Below are 24,839 nucleotides of genomic sequence, written 5' to 3'. Positions count from 1 at the left end.
CCGCCCTCTGGTCGGCTGCTGTGGACGGTGGTCGTGCGTCGGTGGCCACAGCCGGGCAGAGCCCGGCTCTACGGGGTGACGGCGCGTCGCGCTGGTGTAGAGCCGCCCTCTGGTCGGCTGCTGTGGACGGTGATAGTGCGGCGGTGGCCGCAGCCGGGCAGAGCCCGGCTCTACGGGGTGACGGTGCGTCGCGCTGGTGTAGAGCCGCCCTCTGGTCGGCTGCTGTGGACGGTGATAGTGCGGCGGTGGCCGCAGCCGGGCAGAGCCCGGCTCTACGGGGTGACGGTGCACCGCACTGGTGTAGAGCCGCCCTCTGGTCGGCTGCTTTGGACGGTGATCGTGTGTCGGTGGCCACAGCCGGGCAGAGCCCGGCTCTACGGGGTTGGCGGCGCGTCGCGCTGGTGTAGAGCCGCCCTCTGGTCGGCTGCTGTGGACGGTGATCGTGCGGCGGTGGCCCCAGCCGGGCAGAGCCCGGCGCTACGTGGGGTCTGCTACTACTACCAGGGGTACGCCGCGCTGCGGATGCTGCAGCACGATCACCGGTTGCTGGTAGACGCGACCCAGCGTCGCCTCGGTCAGTACGTCGGCCGGGGCGCCATCGGCCGCCACCCTGCCCTGCTCCAGCAGCACGATGCGGTCGGCATGGCCCGCCGCAAGATTCAGGTCGTGCAACACCACGATCACGCACGCACCGGCGTCGGCCAGGGCGCGCACGCTGCGCAGCGTGCGCTCCTGGTGGCGCAGATCCAGTGCCGCGGTAGGTTCGTCCAAAAGCAGCAACGGCGTCTGCTGGGCCAGGACGCGCGCGAAGGTGGTGCGTGCCGATTCGCCGCCCGACAACTGCTGCACCTCGCGCAGGCGGAGGGCCTGCAGTTCGGCGGCGTCGATGGCCTGCTCCACCTGCGCATCATCCACCACGGGATCCGGCGGATGCGGCAAGCGCCCCATCGCCACCACCTCCTCGACGCTGAAGGCGAACCGCACGCCGTGCTCCTGCGGCATCACTGCACGCTCGCGGGCCAATGCGCCCGCCGTATAGCCGGCCAACGGCCGACCCTGCAGCAGCACCTCCCCCGCGTCGGGCCGCAGGTCGCCTGCCGCCACCGCCAGCAATGTCGATTTGCCGGCGCCGTTCGGACCCACCAGGGCGGTCACCGTGCCTGGCACGAAATCCAGCGCGATGCCGTGCAGAATCTCCCGCTGCTGGCGGCGCACGATCACTCCGCGCATCCGCAGCAGCGCGCTCATGGGGTGTCCTTGCGGCGCTGCTGCAGCACCAGCCACAGGAAGAACGGCGCGCCCAGCGCGGCCGAGAACAGTCCAAGCGGAATCTCCGCCGGCGGATCCAGCGTGCGCGCGGCGGTATCGGCAATCACGATCAGCACCGCGCCGAGGATGCCCGATACCGGCAACAGCCAGCGATGCCCCGGACCCACCAGCATCCGCGCCACGTGGGGCACCACCAGTCCAACGAAGCTCACCGAGCCCGCGAAGGCGACCGCCGCGCCAACCAGCAGTGCGCTGAAGGCCACCAGGCGCCGCCGCGTGCGTGCCACGTCCAGCCCCAGGTGCTGCGCCTGGCGCTCACCGAGAGCCAGCATGTCCAGCGGCGTCGCCAGACGTTGCAGGGCCAGCGCACCGATCGCGAAGAACGGCACCACCGCCACCACATCAGGCCAGCTTGCGCGCGCCAGTGAACCCATCTGCCAGAACACCAGCGACTGCAGCTCGCTTTCGCTGGCGATGTACGTAAGGAATCCGATCAGTGCCGAGCAGAACGCCGCCATCGCGATGCCCACCAGCAACAGCGTGGCATTGCCACTGCCCTTGCCCGGCCGCGCCAGCGCGTAGGTCAGACCGATGGCCAGCGCGCCACCGACAAAGGCGGCTACCGGCACGATCCACCCCGCCGCCCCGGCCGCGCCCAGCACGATGGCGGCCACCGCGCCCAGCGCCGCGCCCTGGCTGACACCCACGATGCCCGGATCAGCCAGCGGGTTGCCGAACAGGCCCTGCAGGCTCGCGCCGGCCATCGCCAGTGCCGCGCCGACCATCGCGCCGAGCAACGCGCGCGGTATGCGCAGTTGCCAGACCACCGCGAGATCCCGGGCGCTGACCGATTGCGGGTCCGCCAGCCCCAGCTTCACGCCGATCGCCTGCAGCACCTCCAGCGGCGGCAAGCGCAACGGCCCCACCGCGAACGAGGCCAGCACGGCCAGCAGCAGCGCCGCGGCAGCCAGCAGCAGCATGCCGCGGCCCCGGCGACGACGGCGGTCGGCAGGACTCATGCCGGCGGCAGCGCCGCCAACGCCTTGGCCAGCGCAAGCGCCCCGACGCCGGACCCGACGCTCGCGTACTTGAGCTGCACGTCCGGCATCACCCAGACGCGATTGGCCTGCCCGGCCGGCGTCTGCCTGAGCGTGGGATACGCCTTCCACAGGCCCTCGGCGCCGCCGAACAGGGCCAGATCGTGCCCGGTCACCAGAATCACCTCAGGTGCCGCCGCGAGCACGCCTTCATTGCTCAATGCCGAGTAATTCGCCACCCCGGCCTCGGTGCCGATGTTGACCCCACCGGCCAGCGCGATCAGTCTGGCCGACGCGCTGTCCGCACCGGCGACGGTCGGTGCGCCACCGGCACCGGTCGCCGATACATGGATGACCCGCGCGGCGCGGCCGCTGGCCGTGCCGATGGCGGCGGCCTCGTCCAGCTGCTGCTGCACCTGACCGGCCAACTGCACACCCGCGTCGGCCAGACCGACGGCGGCGGCAATCTTGCGCACCTTGTCCGGCGCGGCCTGCAGATCGTCCACCACCACCGCCGGCTCACCGACCGCACGCAGCTTCTGCGCCAGTTCGGTATGGCGGCGCAGACTGTTGCCCAGGAACAGCGAGCCCTGCAGGCTCAGCACGCCCTCCACACCCGTGGTGCGGTTGAACAGGAACTGATGCGGCGCGGCGCGACCGCTTTCCGTGGTGGTGTTCTTCGGTGCGGCAAACACCTGCTTGCCCAGTCCCAGCGCATCGAGCACCGCGATCACGTCGTCGCCGCCCACAATGATCCTGCTGGTGTCGTCGACCGTGACCGTGGCACCGTCGTCGGACTGCACCGTGGCCGGCAATACGGCGGCCTGCCCCGCCAGGGTCGGCAGCGCCCCGCCGTCCACACGCGTCCAGCCCGCCGGCAAGGCGCCGGCATCTTCGGCCGTCGTCGCCTGGGGCGTGGCGGCAGCCGTATCGGCCGCCGGCGGCGTCGCCGTTCCACCACAGGCCGTCAATGCGACTGCCAGTGCAAGCGGCAGCAGCCGCATGGAACCCATCGTTTTCATCATTGCTCCTTCGGCAGGGCGGCCGGCGGCCGCCCTGCACGGTAGTTACTGGCTGCGCAGAGCAAGGCGCGTGATGCGGTCGCCCTTGGGGTCTTCGGCGCCACGCGACTTGTTCACAGCGAACACGTTGCCCTTGCCATCGGCACGCACATGGTTGGGGAAGGTGCCACCGTCGAGGTTGCCGACGATCCTGCCCTCGCCATTGACCACGGTCACCGTGCCGGCACCGCGATTGGTCACATAGGCCAGGCCGGAAACCGGCTCGAAGGCCACGTTGAGCGCGCCTGCACCCACCGGCACGTCATGCAGCACCTTGCCACTGGCGACATCCACGATCAGCAGGTTGTCGCTGCCCTGCGAGGCCACGAACAGGCGATCGTGCCTGGCGTCATAGGCGACACCGGAGGCGCTGATCGAATTGCCGAGCGCGATGACCTTGTCGACCTTGCCGCTGGCCACATCGATGACCGCCGCTTCCGGCGTGCCGATGCTCACGGTGAACAGCTTGCCGCTGGCCTCGTCGAGCACCAGACTCATCGGCACGAACTTCGCGTCGTCCACGCCAGAGGCCAGCGTGATCGGCTCCAGCGCCTTGAAGGTTTTCGCATCGAACACCGACAGATGGTCTTCGCCGGTAGCCGAGGCGATCACCTTGCCGCGTTTGGTGTCCACGACCACGTCGCGGGCGTGCGGCACGGTGCCGACCGGGAACTGGTGCACCAGGCCCAGATCCGACTGCCGGTACACCGCCACGGTATCCTGGCGGGTATTGGTCACCCAGACATGTCCATTGGCATCGTCCACGCCCACGCCGTACACGGCGAACACGCTGCCGCCCTTGGCGTCGGGCACCTGCGCCGGGGTGATCGCCTTGATCACGTTCAGACGCGTCGGGTCCACCTTGAGCAGCTGCGACTGGGTGACCGGCGGGCGGCCGACTGCCGACGTGACGAACACGGCGTTGCTGGCCGGGCTGTATGCGCTCTGATACAGCCCCTGCACGAGCTTCGCCGACGACTGGTTGAATGCCTGCTGGCCACTCAACGGCAGGTTCGGCGACACCCGCAGCGACAGCACGGCCGCCGCATCGGGCTGGCTGGCGCGCACCACCACCGGGTGCTGGCCCGGCACTGCGTCGGCCGGGATGGCGATGGTGGCCTTGAAGTTGCCCTGCTCATCGACCACGTACGGGGTTGCGTTGAGCACGGTGTCGCCGCGCAGCAGGGTCACCCGCTGGCCCGGCACGAACTGGCGACCGGTCACATCGGCCTGGGTGCCAGGCACCACATTCTCGCCGCGGCTGCTGACCTGGCCGCGGAAGCCATTGGCAGGCGTGTCGAACACCGGCTGCGCGAATGCGCTGCTGGTGGCCATCGACAGCGCGAGCGCAAGGGTGGCCAGGCGCGGCAGGGAGTTGGGTTTGTACATGGCAGTAACCTTCTGTTGGGGGCGCGCATCCGGCGCGTTGTCACAGGGATTGCCTCGGCGTGGCCGCGATCCGTTGCGGCGGTGGCACGGGGCCACGGGTCTGCCTGGGTAGGAAAGACTCAATCGTCGGTGTGCGTCGCCGGCGTCGCCGCAGGCATCGCGCTGCGGTCGGCGATGCCGTACAGCGCGGTGAGCGCGGCCTTCAGGGATGCCGGCAACATCGGGCCGTGGCCGAGACCGGCGAACTCGCGATACGTGACGTGAAGGCCAGGCACCTCCTCCAGGCGTCGGCTCAACTGGTACGCCGCGTCCGGCGCGGCCCCCCCGATGCGGCGCAGATGCGCCACCACGCGGGGGTTGGTGAGATCGCGCACACCGCGGTTCCCGCGGCGCTCATCACCGCCAAGCATCAGCGTGAGCTGCGCCGGCGTGCCGCGATAGCTCCCCAGGAACTGCTGCTCCATCGCACCCTGCGGTGCACCCTGGCTCCACCACAGCGAGGGGCTGGCACTGATGTAGTGCTGGAATGCGGTCGGGTGCGTGTACAGCGTGCTGAGCACGAACAGGCCGCCCAGCGAATGGCCCCAAAGCGACTGCTGCTGCGTATCGATCGGCGTGCGGCGCTGCACCTCGGGCTTGATGCGCTGCGCGATCACGTCGTAGAACGCGGCCGCGCCTCCCCCAACGGATTGCACGCTGCCGTTCCCGTCGTCGGCCGTATCGACCCAGGCCGTGTAATCGAGCGTGCGTGCCTGTGAATCGATGCGCAGGTCGTTGTCGTAGCCGATGAACACCAGTACGGGCGCCTTGCCCGCGGCCAGCTCGCTGAGAATGCCCTGGTCGAACACCATCGCTGCAGCGTTGCCGTCTAGCATGTACAGCACCGGCGCGGGTGCGGTCGACGATGCCGTCGGCACCCCCAGATGGATACGCCAGCGACGGGTGTGGTCGGCGTTGTCGATCACGAAACGCTCGAAACGATAGCTCTGCGCCGGCTCGTCCAATACGGTGTGGCCGACCTTCTGCAGCGGATTGCGCTGCTGGGCCGCAGCGGGGGTCGAAACCGACAGGCCGATGGCGCACGCCAGCACGGCAAAGCAGTGCCATGCGGCCAACGGGGCAATCAGGATTCTGGACACGACAGGACACTCGTTCAGGGGCGCGGATCGCACCGCCCGCCGTGACGCGCGAGCGGAATTCATGACGCCAGTGTAACCCAAATGCGAATGGGTATCACTGGCATCGATGCAATCACGGTGGCGGCGTCATGCCGTGTTCACCCGTTCATCACGACGACGCGCGCATTAGTCTTCGCGCCTGCCGGGGGGAGGCGTGCCACACCTCGCTCATCTTCGAGCGACGCGGCACAGCATCGCGTCGCCGACATCACTGTGCACCGGTCGTTCTTGTCATCAGGAGCCCGTCGTCATGGTACCAGCGCACCCCCGTTCCCCCACACGCTCAATCACCCGGGACCTTCGCCCCATGCGCGGATGCACCGCGCTTGCCTCGGCCATTGCCCTGAGCCTCGTCTTCGCACACAAGGCAGCCGCCCAGGCAGTGGTGGTGCAACCCGGCCAGACGGTCACGCTGGTACCGGGCAGCGCGAATGAAGGGCGCGACTTCAACGTGCTCGGCACCCTCACCGTTCGTGGCGCACGCGTCGGTGCGATCGAAACCATCAACGGCAGCGGCGCGGTTGTGACCCTCGATGGAGCCACTGCCAGTGGCAGGGTAGCGTCCTATCAGGCCACGGTGACCGTTCGGGATTCGGTCATCACCACCACCGACACCAGTCCCGGGATCAGCGGCTATGCCACCATCACCCACGGCCTGGCAAGCGGCGGCGCCGACGCGCCCAGAAGCGTCCTCACGCTGGTCAACAGCCAGATCACCGGCGGCACCGGCGGGCTGCAGTTCGCCGCCGGCGGAATCGTCAACGTGGCGGGCAGCACGCTGACCGGCGGCGTCAACGGCGCCCGTGCCATTGCAGGCTCCGCCGAGTTCCGCGCGGGCTCCAGGGTCATCGGCGGCACCAACGGCCTGCTGATGACGGTCACGGCCAGAAACCAGCCCATCAATTCCACGCCCGACGACTGGTACGTGCTCGTCGATGGCAGCACCGTGCAGGGACAGACGGGCAGCGCCATCCGGGTCAACCCGAACCTCACGCCGGAACTGGCGCGCATCACGGTGCAGAACGACGCAACACTGCTGGGCGGGAACGGCAACCTGGTCGAGGTGGCCGCCAATGCAGCGCTCGACTTCACGGCACGCACCAGCACACTCGCGGGCGATTTCATCATGGATGCCGCCGCCGGCGACACCACGCTGCGGTTTCTGGACGGTCTGCGGCTGACGGGCCGCGTGCGGGGTGGCGCAGACGTCATCGTCGACCAGGGCGGCCGCTGGCTGCTCAGCGGGAACAGCAACACCGGCAACCTGACCCTGGGCGCAGGCAGCGACATCCTGCTGGGCGACGCGGGCCAGTTCGCACAGCTCACCGTTGTGGGCAACTACATCGGCCAGGGCGGCACGCTGCATTTCAATACCGTGCTTGCCGACGATGCGGGCGACACGTCCACGTTGCGCGTGACCGGTGCGACGGGCGGCACCACGCAGGTCGCCGTGACCAACATCAACGGTGCCGGCGCACAGACCGTCAACGGCATCCGCCTGGTCCGGGTCGAAGGAGCCTCCAACGGTCGATTCGTGCTGCAGGGACGTGCCATCGGTGGCATGTACGAGTACTTCCTGCACAAAGGCACCGATGCCGCGCCGGCCAATGGCAACTGGTACCTGCGCTCGACCTATACCGGCAACCCCTGCGATATCAACCCGGATGCGCCGGGTTGCGTGCCGGTGATACCTGTCGATCCGGTGGATCCCGTCGATCCGGTGGACCCCGTGGACCCCGTGGACCCCGTGGACCCCGTCGATCCAGTAGATCCGTCGGATCCGGTCATCCCGGTGGATCCCGTCGACCCCGTTGATCCGGTCGACCCCATTGACCCCGACCCTGCCGACCCCGTTCCGGTGCTCCGCCCCGAACCGGGGGCGTACCTGGCCAATCAGGCGGCCGCTGTGCAGATGTTCCAGCTGCGCCGCCACGACCGCGGCGCGCCGGGGCTGGATGGCGAAAGCAACGGCACCTGGATCCTGGGCAGGCGCGATCAGCTGCAGGCCACCATCGCCGGCCAGGTGGACACCACCACCCACACCGACGCAGTGCATCTGGGTACCGATCTCTGGCGGTGGGGCCAGCGCGGACGCGGCCAGATCGGACTGATGCTGGCCACCGGCCAGGCACGGACCGAGGCGCGCTCGCAGCTCTCCGGTTACCGCACCCGCGGCAAGGTCCGCGGCGACGCGGTCGGCCTGTACGCGGGCTGGGTGCAGGACAGCGACAGCCGTCGTGGCGCGTATGTGGATGCCTGGGCCCAGTACGCGCGCTTTGACAACGAGGTGCAGGGCGACAGCCTGACGAAGGAAACCTACGACGCCCGCAGCCGCAGCGCATCGCTGGAAGCAGGCTACGCCTGGCGGCTGCACGCCTCGGATGAGGGCGAACTGTATCTGCAGCCGCAGGTGCAGCTGGTCTATACCGACATCACCAGCGATCGCGTGCAGGAGGCCAACGGCACCCTCGTCGAAGACGACACCGCTGGCGGCCTGCAGAGCCGCGTGGGCCTGCGCCTGTTCGGCAATCGCATCGGTGCGGGCAACCGGGTCCAACCGTTCCTGGCGATCAACTGGCTGCACAGCGCCCGCGCTGAAGTGCTGCGTTTCAATGCCGAACGTCTCGATGCGGATCTGCCTGACAGCCGCTACGAGGCCCAGGCCGGCGCCCAGCTGCAGCTGGGTCAGCGCTGGCTGGCGTGGGGTGACCTGCGGGTTCAGCGCGGCAACAACGGCTATCGCGATGCCGCCGCGCAGATCGGCCTGCGGGCGGCATGGTGACGTGAACGGCCGGAGCGTGCGCGCTCCGGCCAACATCATTGCGCAATCCAGACGCCGTTATGGATCCGCGTCGAAGATCACGGTGACATCACCCCGATAGTGGCTTCCGGGATGATCCAGCATCCGCAGTACAGGCGCCCCGTTGACAGCAAAATCCAGGCGCGAGGGCCGACGGATGACGAACGAATCGGCGGCAAACACCGGTGCGGTCATGATGCTCGTCAGGGGTACAAGCACAGCTTCCTCACCTGCGCCGAGGCGATGGAAGCCTGGCATTGTCAGCCGGATATCGAGCGGGACATCGTCAGCGGCGACCGTCTGGTTCCGCAGCGCGCATCGCCCGTCAGGGAACACGTGTTCGCATGTCAGCGAAACACTGAACCGGCCCGAGCTGCTGATCTGGAATGGAAGCTCTTTTTCCAGTGCCTTGGGCGCGATGCCGTGGTCGCTCCACTGGGTCCACCCTCCTCGCGGCATCAGAACGGCGCGGTCGCTGCCCGGCGCAAGGTCGAGCTGGAAGGCGTGGCGGACCTCCAATGAAAAGTGGATGTTGACGACGGAATCATCGAGCACCACCCCGTCGCCAAGATCGAAGTCCGCGCCCTCCCCTGTGCCGCCGACCCGGAACGTCGTCTGTCCCGTATAGAGACCGCTACGCATCGACAACGGAGCAGGCGTGGTCAGGCTGTAGGTGATATCGAACTGGTTCATGTCGTAGTTGTTCGCCGTGATCCAGTCCAGCCCACAGGCCACGCTCCCTTCGCCACCGTCGCGACGAAGCAGCATCCGCATGATCGTGCGGTTGTGCGAATTGGTATTTCTCAGCCCGAACGTGCAGTTGCGTGCCCCACCGGTCGATGCCGGCTCCGTCGGGCCATCGCCGTCCGTGTCCCGAAGTCGCATCGCTGCACCGATGATCCGGAAGGTAAGATCGAAGCTGTGGGCACCATCCTCCGACGTGACGCGTACGATGCGCGGCGGGGGCATGCCGATGTAGAACGACCCTCGACCATAGCCACTGCGCCCATCCCCCTGCTTGGTACCGCGGATCTTGGTGTCGATGCTCCACCAGTTGCTGGCGATGCAGGAGGGAAGATGCGTGCCCGCGCATACCCCCGACCAGGGGGTCGTGTTGACGAACTGACGCTGGTCGGGATTGCCGATGTCCGGCTTGAACTCGGCGCTGATGTAAATATCGGCCGCCTGTGCGGCAGTCAGGAACAAGCAGATCGGCAGGGCGACCAGCACGCGCGCCAGGCAGCGCATCAGCGTGCGGGATGGTTGGGGCCGGTTCATGGCAGCGCGTCTCCTCGGGAAGCATCGGATGCGACGGTGGTCGCGGTGAGGCGGTTGTCCGGACACTGGAGAATGCCGGCCATCCAGGTATCGTGAGGCGGTCGCGTGGCCGTTCCATCCAGCACGAACGTACAGTCCTGCACGCGCGGGTGGCGCACCTGCAGAGCAGGAGAACGCACACTCAACTCCAGTGTGAAGAAGCCATCGGCTTCGGCGACGCTGCGCCCGGCGTGGTTGTGGATGTGCGCGCCGGCGAGCGGCTGACCGCTAGCATCCTGCAGCCGTCCCATGACAGTGACGGTCGAGACGATATCGACCTTTCCATAGGCCACCCCACCCTTGTTGAGATGGTAGGACAGACGGCCGGGCTGGATAGCGGCGGCCGGCGCGGCGCGCCCCTCGAAGTCGATCTGAAGCGCGCCACTGCCGTAGGCGGCGACCGGCACGAAATTGCGTCCCGGCCGCAGAACATGCGAGCCACCCCGACTGTCGTCCGCGCGAAGCGCTACGTCGGGAAGGTCGGAGCTGACGTCCACGATCATGCCCGTGTCGGCGCTTCCGCCCGGTGCCGCGCCGATGACCGCCAGCCGCCCGGCACCGAGGGCGATGGTGCTCTCCAGATTGAGCCCACCCCCGACATGCCCTTCCTGCGACGTCCTCTGCGCGTACACATCGCCGTGCACGAGCGGGTGTTCAAACCGCGCGTTGCCGCTGAGCCCAAGGCCCTCGCGGTCCACCGTGGCCTGCCCGGCGAGACTGCGCAGCGTATGCGCCTCGAAGGTCTGCTGGACACCGGCCGCGGCGTACAGGTCCCGGCCGCCGGCGGTACCGGTGCGGCTGCCAAGGCTGCCGCTGTAGCGGCGCCCATGCTCGCCCAGCGCCAGACTGAGGGTGAAGTCAACGCCGCGATCCCGTCGCGCGCCGGTGCCGAGGTTGGCCGGGCGCTCGAAGATCGATGTCCGCCACGTCGCGTCCGTGCCGAACAGCTGCTGACGCCGGCTGAAGGACAGGTCCATCCCCACGCCCCTGCTCACACCCTGATGACGCGATACGCGGCCGGAGAGATGACTGCGGTCATCAACGCGATGGCTCACACCCACTGCACTGGTCTGCAGCCAACCCGCTCCGCGCTCCTGCACGGGCAGCGCCGCCGGGGATGGATCGTCTGAGGACCGGCGCGCCTGCCAGCTGCGATTGTGTGATGCCGTCACGGTGCCACGCCGGTAGCGCAGCAGCCCGTGGATATCCAGCCCCCGCCCTTCGTGTCGCGTGGCGTAGGCATTGGTGTACAGGTTGGCCCAGTCGTTGGCGTGCCAATCCACCGACGCGGCCACTGCCGCGTGATCGCCCACCTGGTGGGCGGACAACCCGAGCACTGCCCGCGCATGGGCCAGATAGTTGACGATGGCACCTGCCGCCAGACGCCCCCTGTCCGGGTCTACCGCACTGTCGAACAGGCTCCGCTGCTGTCCAACGAACGCGCTGTAGCGCCAACGCCGGCTCGGATCGCCCCAATGGCTCGGCTTGTGAATCAGCGCGGTTTCGCGGGAGGTTTCGCGCCCGTCTTCGATGATCCGCAGCTCGACGTCGTAGATGCCCCCCGGCAACCGGCGGGTGTCGACCTGCTGGAGGCCTGGCTGCAAGGCCTGGGACAGGATCAGGGCACCGTCGCGGTACACCTCGAGCGCGCCTTCACGACTGGCGGTGACATACACCGGATACAGGCTGGGCGCCCGGGTATCCACCACGAGGCTGTCCGAGGAGCCGGCCATGACACCGATGGCGGTATGGCGGCTGCTGCCAGGCCCCCGCGGCTGCCGGGTGACCCCTTGGTAGGTCGGCAGAAAGTAGCCCGCGCGCACGAACGCATCGCCCAGCTCGCGCTGGGCGTAGAGGCTCTGCACTGCATGGCGCATGCCGTTGCGCGCTTCACTGCCACGGTCCGCCTGGTAGGCACCCACCGTGGTCCATGCGCCGAGACTGCCCTGCAGATCCAGGGCATAGCGGCCTGCGGCATCGGCACCCTCGCCAGCGTGGACATTCAGCTGGTGCCGCAGGATAAGGCCGCGACTCCCGCCGTCCGGCAAGGCATGGTGCCGCGGCCGCTCCGATGCGCCACCCTCACGGGTCGCGATGGACACCAGCGAGCTTTCCAGGCTGTAGTGAAGCCGCTCCAGGCCTTCCCGGCAGTCCCGATGGCACGGACCGAGCGGTCGTGGATCGCGCAGGACGGCCAGCCAGCGGGCGCGTTCCGGCTCCGGCAAGGGGCTGTCGTGGCTCGCGGCGAAGTCGATCAGCGACAGGGTGTTGTCGCGCGAGACCACTGCCCGCGCATCACCGAGATGGCGGCCATCCTTCTCCACACGCACCACCAGAGGAACGTCGAAAAAGTGATCGCGGAAGTCGTCGGGGAGCGTGCCGGCCTGGTCCATCACGCTGATGCTCTCCAATGCAGCCGGCGCCGCCTGTGCCGCCGCGCAGCCGCAATACAGGATCGCAGCGGTGGCAAGGGGACGAAGACGCAGCAGCATTGGAGTTCCTCTGAATGGAGGGAGGGGCGCATGCGCCCCTCCAGACGGGCAGCCGAAGCGGCCCGGGTGACGCGGCGTGCCTTACGGGGTGCCGCTTTCGAACATCATGAAAACGTTGCCCTGGTAGTTGCCCTGCGCGTACTCGGCACCAGCGGGTGCTGCGGCGGCGATGACCACGGCGGCGCGCTTGCTGGCCGATGCTTCGATCGCACTGGCGACCTCGACTGCGTTGGCCGCGCCGACCTCCAGCGCCTGACCGGCCACGGTCACGGTCATGTCGATGCTGTCACCGGCACTGACCAGCATCGCGTCGGTGCTGAGGTAGGCATTGATCGCCCCGAGGCCGCTCTTCATGTCGAGCTGCTGCTGGATCGGGTCCAGTCGCTGCGCGGCGATATCCCAACGCATGGCCTGGACCTGGCCCGCCCAGTCGCCGACCGGCGAAATCTGCAGGCCGGTGGCGGAAGGAACGATGGCTTCGACGGTGACCTGCAGCGGGAACTGCTCCGGTGCGGCCATTGCAGCGGACGGGGCCATGATCATGGCAGCCACGAGAGACAGGGTGGTGGTGTTGATACGCATTGCGGTGTTCTCCAACGGTGGAATGTGCCGCCGGTGCGTCCGGACGGCGGATGATGGTTCCTCCCGGAACCTACGGGTTGAGCAGGACGCGCTTACGTGCGTCCCCCTCGACGATCTCGAAGCGATGCGTCTGACCGGGACCGTGCGAGAAGGTCTCCACGCGCTGCGGCAGCAGGTGGATCCTGCGCGGCGGTGAGCAGGACTCGGCTTTGCCGTCAATGCCGCACTGACGCACGTCGTCAAGCACCACGGTGGTGTTGCCGGCATTGCGGACGACTGTCTGAGCGTCGCTGGCATCCACGCGCGTGTCGTAGGTCGTGCCATCGGGATGCACAATCACGAATACCCCGTATCCGGTAAGCACATTGACCCCCGCCAGCAACCCCTTGCGGTAGTCGTCGGCCTCGGCGTCGGTCAGCGCGAACTCGTCCTCGCGCTTTGGCATCACCGGAACGAAGCGCACCCGGTAGTAGCGTTCGGCGGAGCGATCACCCTGGAACAGCAGGCGGGTAGCCTGCTGCCCCTGCGCAGGGACGATCAGACGCGACGGGCTGGCAATCAGAGCGTTGCCCTGCCCGTCCACGCGCGTGGTATCGACCGGGACTTCGGTTGCCTTGCCATCGGGTCCGTAGCGCACTTCAGCAATCTCCACCCGCACGAACGCGGTGGCATTGCCGGTGTTGCGTACGCGCTTGAGCAGCGCGCCCTGTCCGGGAGCGGCGTACTCGTACATCGCACCGACATTGATCGACGGCGTGCCGGCAAGCGACGGCGCAGCCAGCACGGCCGAGGCCGCGAGCAGAAGGAGGCGCTTCATGGGTGGAAACTCCACGAAAGAGAAAGAAGTCGATGCAGGCCGGCGCACGGCGGCAGCCTTGCCAAGGAGCGCCACGGTACGCCCCGCCCCGGCGGGTGCGTATGCAATTTGTTTCAACGCGCACTGCAACTACTTGCAAGTCCGGCGAAGGCGTTCACGTCAGGCAGCCAGAAAAAAAACGCCCCGCAATGCGGGGCGTTGGCGCGTTCCAGCGGCTGTGGCAGTCGTCGGCTATTGCGTGGCGTCCTTCTTCCATGCTGCAACGTCGGCACGCACTGCGGCGAGCAGCGCATCCAGTGCCTCGCGGTCGTACATCCGGCCGCGCAGGACCACCGAATCGATGGCACGCGTGGCGGAAATGTCCTGCAGCGGATTGCGCTCCAGCAGCACCAGGTCGGCGGCCTTGCCTGCGGCCACGCTGCCGTAGCGGTCCAGCCTGCCAAACCACGCCGGGCCGGCGCGGGTGGCGGCAGAGAATGCCTGTGTCGGCGTCAATCCTTCCTTGACGAACAGCGCCAGTTCCTCGTGCAGTCCGATGCCCGGATAATTGAAGGAGTTGAGGAAGCCGGCATCGGTGCCGGCCATGAGCGTCACGCCGGCCTCCTGCAGCAGCGGCAGCACGGCGGCCACCTGGTGGTACTCCCGATGGCGCGCCTCGATCTGCGCCGGCGTCGCCTTGGCCGCACGCTCCACGCGCCAGGCATAGGTGGCCTGCAGCTTTGGGCCGATGTAGGCCAGATACGGATCGTGCGCGTGGTCGTCCTCATCCAGGAAGTCGAGAATGCGCCCGCCGTTGAGTGTCGGGGTGACATACACGCCCTTGGCGGCGAAAGCGCGATAGGCCGCCATTGCGGTGTCACGATCAAATCCGGCCGCGAGCCGGCGGTTGGCTTCCGCACGGTCGATACGCTTGGCGGCAACGCCGGCCGCGATGGCCGCCTCATCCTTCACGCCCGCCTTGTACGCATAGTCGAGGTGCTCGATCGAGCTGATCCCGGCATCCACCGCCTGCTGCACGGTCAGCGCCATCGGGATATGGCCCGATGCACGCAGTCCGTTGGCGCGCGCGCCCCGGACGGCGGCCAGGAACAGGTCCGGGGTGAGCGTGCTGTCGGTGATCTTCACGAAATCCACTTGGTCGCGCTTGAGCCGCACGAATGCCGCATCGAGATCGGCCGGGCTGCCTACCTCGATCGTGCCCTTCCAGACCGGCTTGATGCCCTCGATCTTGGCGCCGGAGGTGAACAACTGCGGTCCCGCCAGCTCCCCGCGACGGATCTGCCCGCGCCACGCCAGCACCTGCCCGGGCAGATCGCCGGAGGCATCGCGCACGGTGGTGATGCCGTGCGCGATGTACAGCGGCAGCAACGCCTTGTTCTCTTCGATCAGCGCAGGACCGCCACCAAAGTGCACGTGCATGTCCCACAAGCCGGGAATCAGGTAGCGTCCCCTGCCCTCGACGCGGCGCGACGCCGTCCACTCCCTGGCGATGGCACGGTCTTCACCGACCGCCACGATGTCCTCCCCGCGCACCACCACGCTCTGGCCGGGGATCGTGCGGCCGTGTTCGACGTCCACGATCGTGGCGTGCTGGATCATCAGGTCGGCATGTTCGGCCGCGGCGGCCGAGGCGGACAGCGTGAGCAGGACAGGCAGGGCAAGGCGGAATGTGGCGTTCATGGCTACCGGGAAAGAAGACTCCCCGGCACCTTAAAGCGCCGGGGAGGCCATTCACCAGTTAAATTTTGCACTGCTGCATATTCAGCCAGCCACTGCGCTTACGCTTCGCCCTGCATCGCCGGGCGCGCCTGAACCTGCGCCAGCCAGGCCTGCACATGCGCATGCCCCTCCACGCCCGCCCCCACATACGTGCCATAGCCGACCACCTGCGCAACCACCAGATCCGCCAGCGAATAGGCCGGCCCGAGCATCCACGGCCTGTCTGCCAGGCGCGCGTCGAGGATGTCGAGCAGTTGCCGTGCGTCATGCAGCGCTACGGACGCGTGGTCGGCACTGCGCAAGGGGCCGTCCATCGTCGCCAGCCGCAGCGCGTGGATGGCGGCCATGTAGGTCACATAGGCCCATGCACACCAGGACATCGCCTGCAGACGCTCCGGCGTGTCCTCGGCCGGCCACAATCCCTTGGCCACGCCGAATCGCGCGCCGAGCCACAGATGGATGGCCAGGCCTTCGAAGATCGGGGTGCCATCCACCACCAGGCAAGGCACCTTGCCGTTGGGATTGATCGCCAGATACTCCGGGGTGCGCTGTTCGCCGTTGCGGATGTCGATGCGCACACGGTCATGCGGCACATCCAGTTCGGCCAGCGCGCAGGCCACCGGGGTGGCGCTGGACATGGGGTGCCAATAGAAGACGAGGGACATGCAGAACTCCTGGGTCAGGAACGGAGGAAAGGTGCGCCGCCGATGGGCTTGCACCGCCAGCACAGGCTAGCGACCATTGCGGACAGCTTTTGTCCTCGATAGGCGGCACCCTGCCACCATGCTCACCACCTCCGCCCGCCTCCTGCGCCTGCTCGCGCTGCTGCAATCCCGCCCGCATTGGACCGGCGCCGGCCTCGCCGAGGTCATGACAGTGCACCCGCGTACCCTGCGCCGCGATATCGACCGCCTGCGCGCACTCGGCTACCCGATCCAGGCCAGCAGCGGAGTGGCGGGCGGCTACGCTTTCCGTGCCGGTCGCGCGCTTCCGCCGGTGCTGCTGGATGACGAAGAGGCGCTGGCGGCAGCACTGGCACTGCGCACCGCCGTCACCGGCACCATCAGTGGCATCGAGCAGACCGCGATCACCGCGCTGGTCAAGCTGGAACAGGTGATGCCGCCGCGGCTGCGCCGGCGGCTCGACGCGCTGCGATCGACGATCCTGCCGCTGGGCCAGCGCGGCCCCGTGGTGGATGCCGCGCTGCTGGCCACCCTGGCCGGCGCCTGCCGCGACCAGCTGCACCTGCACTTCGACTACGCCGACAAAAAGGGCGACGCCAGCCATCGCTGCGTCGAACCGCACGGCGTGGTCAACGCCGAACGCCGCTGGTATCTGGTGGCCTGGGATACCGCCCGCACCGACTGGCGCACCTTCCGCATCGACCGCATCACCGCGGCCCCATCGGTCGGCGCACACTTCCGGCCCCGCCCCCCGCCCGACGATGGCGACCTGCGCGGATTTGTCGATCGTGCGCTGACGCTCGGCGGCCGCAGCGACGGTGCCGAGGTGATCCTGCATGCACCGCTGGCGGAGATGCGCCAGCGCATTCCCGCCTCGGCCGGCGTGCTCGACGCCGTGGATGCGCAGCGCTGCCGGCTGCGCTGCACGGCCTACCCGATGGGCGAAGTGGTGTATTGGCTGCTCGCCCTGGAGCTGGAGTTCGAGGTGGTGGGCCCACCGGCGCTGCGCGAGCGTCTGCGCGAGGCGGGTGACCGCGTGGCGCGCAGTCTCGCGGACGCCGCAACAGACGCCAGCCGCTAGCTGCGCCGCCATTTGCTGCCAGCCGGTGCCCATGCTAGAACGCAGGCCCATGCCGAAGTTGGATGCCACCATGTCCGCCAGTGCGAAAGCGAATCGAACGCTGTTCGACCTGGATCTGCTGCGGGCGATGGTCACGGTCGCCGACTGCGGCAGCTTCACCACCGCCGCCGCGCGCCTGCACTCGACCCAGTCAACCGTCAGCCAGAAGATCCGTCGCCTGGAAGACATGGCCGGGCATGCCCTGTTGATCCGGGCCAATCGCGACGTTCATCCCACCGACGCCGGCCAGACCCTGCTCGCACATGCCCGCCAGATGCTGGCCCTCAACGATCAGCTGCGCGAAGCGCTGGCCGGCGCCACCGTGGCGGTCACCGTCCGCCTCGGCGTGCCCGAGGACTTCGTCAGCGCCCGCGTCACACAACTGCTGGGGGCCTTCAACCGCCGGCACCCGCAGGTGAAGCTGGAGGTGACCAGCGGCCTGAGCCGGGATCTGGCCAACGGCTACGACCACGGCGAACTGGACCTGGTGCTGGTCAAGCAGCGCCGGCACGCCCGCGCCGCGAACGCCTGCTGGCCCGAGACGATGCGCTGGGTGGACAGTGCGCGCAGCCCCTGCTTCCAGCAGGATCCTGTGCCGCTGGTGACCTTTCCGCCGCGCGGCCTGTACCGTGACGAACTGATCGATGCGATCGAAGCGCTGGGACGCCGGTGGCGCATCGCCTTCACCAGTTCCAGCCTTGGCGGCATCCAGGGCGCGGTTGCCGACGGCATGGGCATCAGCCTGCTGCCGGCCCGCGCGGTCACCCGTGAGCACACTCCGCTTGGCGCCCGGCAGGGGCTGCGCACGGTGGACAGCATCGAAATCGCCATGCTGCACCGGACCAACGCCGACCCGCTGGTGCTGGCGCTGGCCGACCGGCTCGCCCGCCTGCTGGAACGCCCGTCACGCTGATGCGATCACGCATCTGCATCGTCCCGATGGGTGCGGATACGAAGTGCTTCCTGCACAAGGCGCAAGCACTTGGACAGTGACGGACACCTCCTTTAGCACATAGGAATCGTCCTAAAGTCGCTATCGGGCGTCTCGGGGATCGGGCGGAAAAGGGAGAATGTGTCACCTCCCAGATCGCGCGACCCCCTTGTCCAACGACATCCTGATCGCATGAACGGACACCCTGCCGACGCCACACTCAAGATCGCCCTGCTGGACGATCACGACGTCGTCCGCCACGGCACCCGCATCCATCTGTCCAACGACTGGCGCTTCGACGTCGTCGGCAGCCACGGACACAGCAACGCACTGCTGACCACACTGGCAAGCCGCCCCGTGGATGTCGCCATCGTGGATTACGCGCTGTCGGCCACCGATGTCGAGGGGCTCGCGCTGGTCCGGCAGATCCGTCAACGCCATCCCCGGGTCGGCATCCTGGTGTTCTCGGCGCACGTCAACCGGGTGATCATCACCAGCGCACTGCACGCCGGCGCCAATGGCGTAGTGACCAAGAACGACCGCCTGGACGAGCTTGCCCGCGCGATCGTGCAGATCACCCAGGGCGAGAGCTACCTGCCGCCCGAGTATGGCTGCGACCCCGACGAGAGCCACCTGTCCAACGCCGAGCGCGAGGTGCTGCAACTGTGCATGACCGGCATGACAGTGTCGGAGATCGCACTCAAACGCCACCGCAGCATCAAGACCATCAGCACCCAGAAGCACGCCGCGTTCCGCAAGCTGGGGCTGCGCAGCGATGGCGACCTGTACACCCTGCGGCACCAGCTGGGCAACCTGTGAAACAGGCATTGGCCTGCTGGCTCCTGCTGCTGGCGGCAGGATGCTCGCGCGATGCGACCGAGACCACCACCGCCGGCCGGCGCGAGGTGAACGTGGCAGTGGACCCGGCGCAGCGCAACCTCCTGTCCGCGCCGGATGCGCCGGCCAGGCACGCCAACCTCGCTGACGGCTATGCACAACTGGTGGCAGCCCATACCGGCCTTCGCTTCATCGAACGACCTCAACCGGATTTCAACAGCGCCGTGCAGTCCATCTGCGACGGGACGACCGATGTGATGCTCCTGGTGGGCCCGCTCGACGAGCACCCGTGCAGCGGCCTGCTGTTGTCCACCCCGTACTACCGTGGACGCGCGGTGCTGGCCGTCCGGCGCGGAACCACCGTGCCTGCGTCGCTGGAAGCGATGACCACACAGCGGATCAGCGTGGTCAAAGGCGGCCGGCACGAAGCATGGCTGCGACGGCACCACCCCGCTGTCCAACGGGTTCCGCTACCCGACCTGCGCGCAACGCTGGCGGCGGTGGAGGCCGGCGCCGTGGATGCGAGCATGGGCCTGGACGCAACCACCCATCCGATCGTGCGCCGCGACTACGCCGGCAGCATGACGCTGGAGCTTCTGCCCGATACGGTGCCGGCGAGCCTGTACCTGCTGATGCACGACCGCAACAGGGACATCAAGCGACGCATCGAGGTGGCAATGGCCGCCATCACCCTCGAACAGCACACCGGACTGCTGCATCACTGGTCGCAGGCCACGCACATGATGCCGCCGACCTCGACGGCGGTACTGCATCATTTCCGTTGGGCGCTGATAAGCATCGTCTGCGCGGTCCTGCTCCTCGCTGCGGCCACCCTGTGGCTGCATGTCACCCAGCGTGCCGCGCTGCGCTCGCAACGCCGCCAGGCACGCTTCATCGGCGTGATGAGCCACGAAGTGCGCAACGCCAGCCAGGCACTGGTCAGCACGATCGACCTGCTGGGGCAGTCGCGGCTGGACCAGACGCAGCGGCAACTGGTGGATGCCGCCCACGCCGCAGGCGCCGGCCTGCGCAGCCTGCTGGGGCATGCCCTGGACTATTCGCGCATGCGCAGCGGGCGATTCCAGCCGTCCCTCGGCAATCATGACGCGCAGGCGCTGGCCCGGCAGTGCGTGATGTCGGTGCGCCCGCTCGCCGAGAAGAAGGGGTTGATCCTCACATTGAATGTGACGCCCGATCCCCTGCCCACGCTGAAGCTGGACGCCGACAGCCTTCGCCAGCTCCTGAACAACCTCCTCGGCAATGCCCTCAAGTTCACCCATCAGGGCCGGATCGTGGTGAGCCTGGCACTGCAGTCGCCAACCACCGGCATGCAACTGCGGCTGAGTGTGAGCGACACCGGCATCGGCATCGCGCCGGACCGGTTGCCCCGCGTATTCGAGGCATTCACCCAGGCGCACGATTCGGATGCACTGACCAGCGGCGGCTCCGGCCTGGGCCTGTCGATCTGCCGCGACCTCGCCCGCGCGCTCGGCGGCGAAATCCTCGCCCACAGCGAGCCAGGCCAGGGCAGTCGCTTCGACGTCGTCCTGCCGGTGTCGCTGGCCAGCGACGCCCTCGAAGCCACCCCGGGACCGGACCTGTCGCTGCCGCTTTCGATGCGCACACTGCTGCTGGTGGAAGACCACGCCATCAACCGCGCGGTCGTGGCCGAGCAGCTGGCGGCGCTCGGCGCCCGCGTCACCTCGGTGGGCGAAGGCACGGCTGCGTTGGCCGCGTTCGCGGTCACCCCGTTCGCTGCGGTCCTGCTCGATTGTGGCCTGGCCGACCTCAGCGGGTACCACGTCGCCACCACCATGCGCGAGATCGAGCGTCGCCTGGATCGTGCGCCGTGCCGGATCGTGGCCTTCTCGGCTGCGCGCTCCTCCCGCCACACCACACGCTGCGAGGATGCCGGGATGGACGCCGTGCTGTGCAAGCCACTGCATACCGCCGACCTGCTGGCGGCGCTGCAGTTGGCCGACAGCGACAATCCCGCGGCCGCATGCCTGCACCCGCAGACCCAGCTGCTGGCGCGTTATGCCGCGTCGATGGAGGAGGATGCGGCGTCACTTGCCCAGGCGGTGGAAACAGGTACGCTGCCGCTTCTTCGCTACCGCGCCCACCGGCTGGCGGGCGTGCTGCGCATTCTGGGGCATCCCGATCTGGCCGATGTCGCCAACGACCTGCATGAGCTGGATGCGGACGACCCGGCGTTGTGGGCCGAGTCGGCGCGCCTGTGCAGCTATCTGCAGCCGCGCATCGCCGCGCTCGCGGACGGCGCGATCACTTCAGCTGCAGCGGGTACCGCTGCCACAGCACATGTACCAGAAACCCCGTGAGTTCCGGGTCCTTGCTGCTGATCGCTGCGCGGATCTTGTCGAGCAGAACCATGTCGCTGCAGCTGCGCACATCCGCGTGATCGGCCTGGCCGGCGCGGCGCGCGCGGTAGCGTGCCGCACGCTGGGCATCGGTCATGGCGTAGCCGAACGTGGGCGGACGGCCGCGCTTGCGCGGCAGCATCAGCTCCAGGGTGCCGGGGTCTTGTTCATCGCGCATGACGGACGAGGATGCGAACGGGGGCGCGCACGATATCGTGAGACATCACTTTAATCCAGCGTTTCGCGCGCTTTTTTTCATCCCGCCGCCGTCAACGCCACGTCTCGGCCACGCGCGCGCCCGCCCACACCAGCAGCATGCCGCCGGCCAGGCTGATGCCGAGGTACAGCGGCACCATCGGACTGCGGTCGGCGCGGACGAAAACCAGGCTTTCCAGCATCATCGAGGAAAACGTGGTCAGCCCGCCGACCATGCCCACGATCAGGAACGCGCGCCAGTACAGCGCCGCGCTGCCGCGGCTCTGCAGCCAGATCATGACGTAGCCGGCCACGAATGCACCCACCAGGTTGACCGTCAGCGTGCCCCACGGAAAGCCGGCACCAAACTGCCTCAGCATCGCATCGCCGAGCATGAAGCGCAGTGCGGCGCCGAGAGCGCCGCCCGCCATCACCAGCCCAAGCTGCTGCCACCACACGGACATGCCACTCATTGCCCCGCCTCCCTGGCGGCGCGCGCCTCGGCACGCGCGGCGCGCAGGCGGTCGAGCTTATCCTTGAGTTTGATCTCCAGCCCGCGCGGTACCGGCTCGTAGTACACCCGTTCGCCCATCGCGTCGGGGAACCCGGTCTGGTCCAGCGCGATACCGCCCTCGGCGTCGTGGTCGTACTGGTAGGTCTTGCCGTAGCCCAGTTCCTTCATCAGCTTGGTCGGCGCGTTGCGCAGGTGCAGGGGTACTTCCTGGGTGCCGGATTCCCGGACGTCCTGCCGGGCACGGTTGAAGGCGGCGTAGCCGGCGTTCGACTTGGCGGTGCTGGCCAGGTACAGCACCAGCTGCGCGAAGGCCAGCTCCCCTTCCGGACTGCCCAGGCGCTCGTAGATATCCCAGGCCTCCAGCGCCATCGACTGCGCACGTGGGTCGGCCAGGCCGATGTCCTCGATCGCCATGCGGGTCAGGCGGCGCGCCAGGTAGGACGGATCGCAGCCACCGTCCAGCATGCGCGTCAGCCAGTACAGGGCCGCATCCGGGTTGGAGCTGCGCACGGACTTGTGGAGTGCCGAGATCTGGTCGTAGAACTGCTCACCGCCTTTGTCAAAGCGCCGCGTGCGGTCGGCCAGCACCTGCAGCAGCATCTCCGGCGTGATCCGCCCGTCGTCGCCAACCGCCAGTTCGGCCGCGATTTCCAGCAGAGTGAGTGCGCGGCGGACATCGCCGTCGGCGGCCGTGGCAATCTCCAGCAGGGCGTCGGGCGATACGTCCACGGCCTCGCTACCGAGGCCGCGCCGATCGTCGCGCAGGGCGCGCTCGAGCGCGTCGACGATGTCGCCCGGCGACACCGCCTCAAGCACATGCACGCGGCACCGCGAGAGCAGCGCCGAGTTCAGTTCGAACGAGGGGTTTTCAGTGGTGGCGCCCACGAACACGATGGTGCCGCGTTCGATGTGCGGCAGGAACGCGTCCTGCTGGGCCTTGTTGAAGCGGTGCACCTCGTCGACGAAGAGCACGGTGCGACGGCCGTCGGCGAACCGCTGCGCGGCCTCCGCCAGCACCTGACGTACCTCCGGCAGGCCGGACAGCACCGCTGAGATCGCCCGGAACTCGGCGTCGGCATAGTGCGCCAGCAGCAGCGCCAGCGTGGTTTTGCCGCATCCCGGCGGCCCCCACAGAATCATCGAGTGCACGTGACCGGACTCGACAGCCCGGCGCAGCGCGCTGCCAGGCGCGAGCAGCCGCTTCTGCCCGACCATTTCGTCCAGTGTCTGGGGGCGCATCCGCTCGGCGAGCGGACGCAGCGTGTCACGATCCACGGTCAGCAGATCGGGTCCATTGAATGTCGTTCGGTTTCTGGCCACGCCCCATTCTACCGTGGCAGGCCAGAGACCCTCACTCGCCGATGACGTCGGTACCCTTGGCTGGCGTGAAGCTGAAGGTGCCGGCGGCAAAGCCCGGGTTGCGCTTCCAGCCGCTGAAGGTGATCACCGTCCGCTGCCCCACCGCGTCGACCACTTCCATCCGTGCCAGGCCCTGGGTGTTGAAGCCGAGCGCGGCGTACTGGAAGGCGGTGTCGGTTTCACGCTTGGGGGTCAGCGACAGCCACTGAAGGCCATCGCGTGCGACCGCTTCCTCGCTGACGTCGTACTGGCGGTCCAGCAGCGCCGGATTGATCAGCGCGGTCAGCGGGCTGTTCTGCTCTTCCTGGCCCTGCGCACGCACCGTCGCCTGTTCCAGGTCCGGCTCGTAGACCCACACCTTCTTGCCATCGGCCACGATCAACTGCTCGTGCGGCTTGATGTACTCCCAGCGGAACAGGCGCGGAGCCGACAGCGCCACGCGGCCACTGGTGGTTTCCTTGACCTTGCCCCTGCTGTCGAACACCTGCTGGCTGAACTGGCCATCCAGCCCCTTCAGGCCTTGGGTGAACCGGTTGAGGTCGTCGCGGGCACCTGCCCATGCAGTGGCCGAGCCTACGCTGGCGCAGACCAGGGTGGCGGCGACGAGGTAGCGACGGAGCGTGGTATGCATGCGGGTATCCGGACGTGTGAATGGGTTGGGGCCAGTGTGCCCATTCCATCCTGAATGGGCGATCAGGCGGTCATTATGCGCTGCGCCGGCAGTGACGTCTCGTCTCCGCGCGCCACCGCCCTGACGCGCGTTGCTGCAACGCAACATATTGCATGGCCCGCCGCGTGATGTCGCGGCACCCTGCTCTCCCCGCCGCGCTTTACCCGCGCAGCCGCACGCCCACAGACGCCAGCCCCCCACGCAGTGCAGAGCATCCTCGATCGACTTGACGCCCAGGAGCAGATGCTCCACGCCCTCCGGGGACACATCGCCGGCCTGGACCACGCGTTGCGCCTGCTGCTGGCCGGCTGCCCCGACATTCACATCATCCGCGCGGCGTGGGAGGAGATCGCGATCGAGATGCTGGCGCGCGCCGATCCCGCCGAACCCGCGCTCTACCGCCATGCGCTGGACCAGTGCATGGCCCGCATCGCCGATCAGCTCAATGTCGCCACGCTGCAGCGCACGACCAGCACCGACGCCTGAGCCGG

At 68.2% G+C, this 24,839-nt stretch carries 21 protein-coding genes; 6 read left to right on the top strand and 15 right to left on the bottom strand.

What is annotated here, in order from left to right; all coding sequences use genetic code 11:
- Positions 1–477: 477 nt before the first annotated feature.
- The 5 genes from OC534_RS03710 to OC534_RS03690 form a co-directional block, all read right to left on the bottom strand.
- Positions 478–1,248 (bottom strand): heme ABC transporter ATP-binding protein, encoded by a 771-nt coding sequence (locus OC534_RS03710; RefSeq protein WP_136004143.1) that lies wholly within the window; start codon positions 1,246–1,248, stop codon positions 478–480.
- Positions 1,245–2,288: an iron ABC transporter permease gene (locus tag OC534_RS03705; protein WP_136004141.1), complete on the bottom strand. Its 1,044-nt coding sequence runs from the start codon at positions 2,286–2,288 to the stop codon at positions 1,245–1,247. The genes OC534_RS03710 and OC534_RS03705 overlap by 4 nt, the downstream gene beginning before the upstream one ends.
- On the bottom strand, positions 2,285–3,328 hold the full coding sequence (locus tag OC534_RS03700) for an ABC transporter substrate-binding protein (protein ID WP_136004139.1): 1,044 nt from the start codon (positions 3,326–3,328) through the stop codon (positions 2,285–2,287). The genes OC534_RS03705 and OC534_RS03700 overlap by 4 nt, the downstream gene beginning before the upstream one ends.
- A gap of 45 nt (positions 3,329–3,373) precedes the next feature.
- Entirely contained in the window at positions 3,374–4,756 is a 1,383-nt protein-coding gene (locus OC534_RS03695) for a YncE family protein (RefSeq protein WP_153164124.1), read from the bottom strand.
- 119 nt (positions 4,757–4,875) lie between these two features.
- Complete coding sequence (locus OC534_RS03690) at positions 4,876–5,895, bottom strand: alpha/beta hydrolase-fold protein (protein WP_243746347.1); 1,020 nt, start codon at positions 5,893–5,895, stop codon at positions 4,876–4,878.
- A gap of 346 nt (positions 5,896–6,241) precedes the next feature.
- On the opposite strand from OC534_RS03690, the gene OC534_RS03685 reads away from it, so the two are divergent.
- Positions 6,242–8,716 (top strand): autotransporter outer membrane beta-barrel domain-containing protein, encoded by a 2,475-nt coding sequence (locus OC534_RS03685; protein ID WP_262071378.1) that lies wholly within the window; start codon positions 6,242–6,244, stop codon positions 8,714–8,716.
- Between the two features lie 57 nt (positions 8,717–8,773).
- On the opposite strand, the gene OC534_RS03680 is transcribed toward OC534_RS03685, so the two are convergent.
- The 6 genes from OC534_RS03680 to OC534_RS03655 all read right to left on the bottom strand — a co-directional run bounded on the left by OC534_RS03680 (position 8,774) and on the right by OC534_RS03655 (position 16,326).
- Positions 8,774–10,012: a hypothetical protein gene (locus OC534_RS03680; RefSeq protein ID WP_153164127.1), complete on the bottom strand. Its 1,239-nt coding sequence runs from the start codon at positions 10,010–10,012 to the stop codon at positions 8,774–8,776.
- On the bottom strand, positions 10,009–12,543 hold the full coding sequence (locus tag OC534_RS03675) for a TcfC E-set like domain-containing protein (RefSeq protein WP_262071377.1): 2,535 nt from the start codon (positions 12,541–12,543) through the stop codon (positions 10,009–10,011). Before OC534_RS03675 ends, OC534_RS03680 begins: the two co-directional genes overlap by 4 nt.
- Before the next feature lie 81 nt (positions 12,544–12,624).
- Complete coding sequence (locus OC534_RS03670) at positions 12,625–13,125, bottom strand: CS1 type fimbrial major subunit (protein WP_136004128.1); 501 nt, start codon at positions 13,123–13,125, stop codon at positions 12,625–12,627.
- 70 nt (positions 13,126–13,195) lie between these two features.
- Positions 13,196–13,942, bottom strand: coding sequence for a CS1 fimbrial subunit B flags: Precursor (locus OC534_RS03665; protein ID WP_262071376.1), 747 nt, complete (start codon positions 13,940–13,942; stop codon positions 13,196–13,198).
- A gap of 231 nt (positions 13,943–14,173) precedes the next feature.
- Positions 14,174–15,622 (bottom strand): amidohydrolase family protein, encoded by a 1,449-nt coding sequence (locus tag OC534_RS03660; protein WP_262071375.1) that lies wholly within the window; start codon positions 15,620–15,622, stop codon positions 14,174–14,176.
- A gap of 98 nt (positions 15,623–15,720) precedes the next feature.
- Positions 15,721–16,326, bottom strand: coding sequence for a glutathione S-transferase family protein (locus OC534_RS03655; protein ID WP_262071374.1), 606 nt, complete (start codon positions 16,324–16,326; stop codon positions 15,721–15,723).
- Between the two features lie 118 nt (positions 16,327–16,444).
- Between OC534_RS03655 and OC534_RS03650 the strand changes: the two genes are divergently transcribed.
- The 4 genes from OC534_RS03650 (at position 16,445) to OC534_RS03635 (ending at position 21,571) form a co-directional block, all read left to right on the top strand.
- Entirely contained in the window at positions 16,445–17,425 is a 981-nt protein-coding gene (locus tag OC534_RS03650) for a WYL domain-containing protein (RefSeq protein WP_153164130.1), read from the top strand.
- 70 nt (positions 17,426–17,495) lie between these two features.
- The gene (locus tag OC534_RS03645; RefSeq protein WP_153164131.1) at positions 17,496–18,377 is read left to right on the top strand and encodes a LysR family transcriptional regulator; all 882 of its coding nucleotides are present in this window, start codon (positions 17,496–17,498) and stop codon (positions 18,375–18,377) included.
- 210 nt (positions 18,378–18,587) lie between these two features.
- The gene (locus OC534_RS03640) at positions 18,588–19,214 is read left to right on the top strand and encodes a response regulator transcription factor (RefSeq protein WP_153164133.1); all 627 of its coding nucleotides are present in this window, start codon (positions 18,588–18,590) and stop codon (positions 19,212–19,214) included.
- Positions 19,215–19,222: 8 nt separating this feature from the next.
- Positions 19,223–21,571 (top strand): ATP-binding protein, encoded by a 2,349-nt coding sequence (locus OC534_RS03635; protein ID WP_262071373.1) that lies wholly within the window; start codon positions 19,223–19,225, stop codon positions 21,569–21,571.
- On the opposite strand, the gene OC534_RS03630 is transcribed toward OC534_RS03635, so the two are convergent.
- The 4 genes from OC534_RS03630 to lolA all read right to left on the bottom strand — a co-directional run bounded on the left by OC534_RS03630 (position 21,516) and on the right by lolA (position 24,309).
- Entirely contained in the window at positions 21,516–21,788 is a 273-nt protein-coding gene (locus OC534_RS03630; RefSeq protein ID WP_038688374.1) for a hypothetical protein, read from the bottom strand. The two genes, OC534_RS03635 and OC534_RS03630, sit on opposite strands and share 56 nt — an antisense overlap.
- Positions 21,789–21,879: 91 nt before the next feature.
- Positions 21,880–22,278, bottom strand: a complete 399-nt coding sequence (gene crcB, locus OC534_RS03625) for a fluoride efflux transporter CrcB (RefSeq protein WP_136004117.1) — start codon at positions 22,276–22,278, stop codon at positions 21,880–21,882.
- Positions 22,275–23,558, bottom strand: coding sequence for a replication-associated recombination protein A (locus tag OC534_RS03620; protein ID WP_262071418.1), 1,284 nt, complete (start codon positions 23,556–23,558; stop codon positions 22,275–22,277). Before OC534_RS03620 ends, crcB begins: the two co-directional genes overlap by 4 nt.
- Positions 23,559–23,670: 112 nt before the next feature.
- On the bottom strand, positions 23,671–24,309 hold the full coding sequence (gene lolA, locus OC534_RS03615; RefSeq protein WP_153164140.1) for an outer membrane lipoprotein chaperone LolA: 639 nt from the start codon (positions 24,307–24,309) through the stop codon (positions 23,671–23,673).
- A gap of 282 nt (positions 24,310–24,591) precedes the next feature.
- On the opposite strand from lolA, the gene OC534_RS03610 reads away from it, so the two are divergent.
- Positions 24,592–24,834: a hypothetical protein gene (locus OC534_RS03610; protein ID WP_262071372.1), complete on the top strand. Its 243-nt coding sequence runs from the start codon at positions 24,592–24,594 to the stop codon at positions 24,832–24,834.
- Positions 24,835–24,839 lie beyond the last annotated feature (5 nt).

The organism is Stenotrophomonas sp. Marseille-Q5258, from assembly GCF_946900935.1.
Lineage (GTDB): Bacteria > Pseudomonadota > Gammaproteobacteria > Xanthomonadales > Xanthomonadaceae > Stenotrophomonas > Stenotrophomonas nematodicola.
This window is presented reverse-complemented; position numbering and strand designations above follow the sequence as displayed.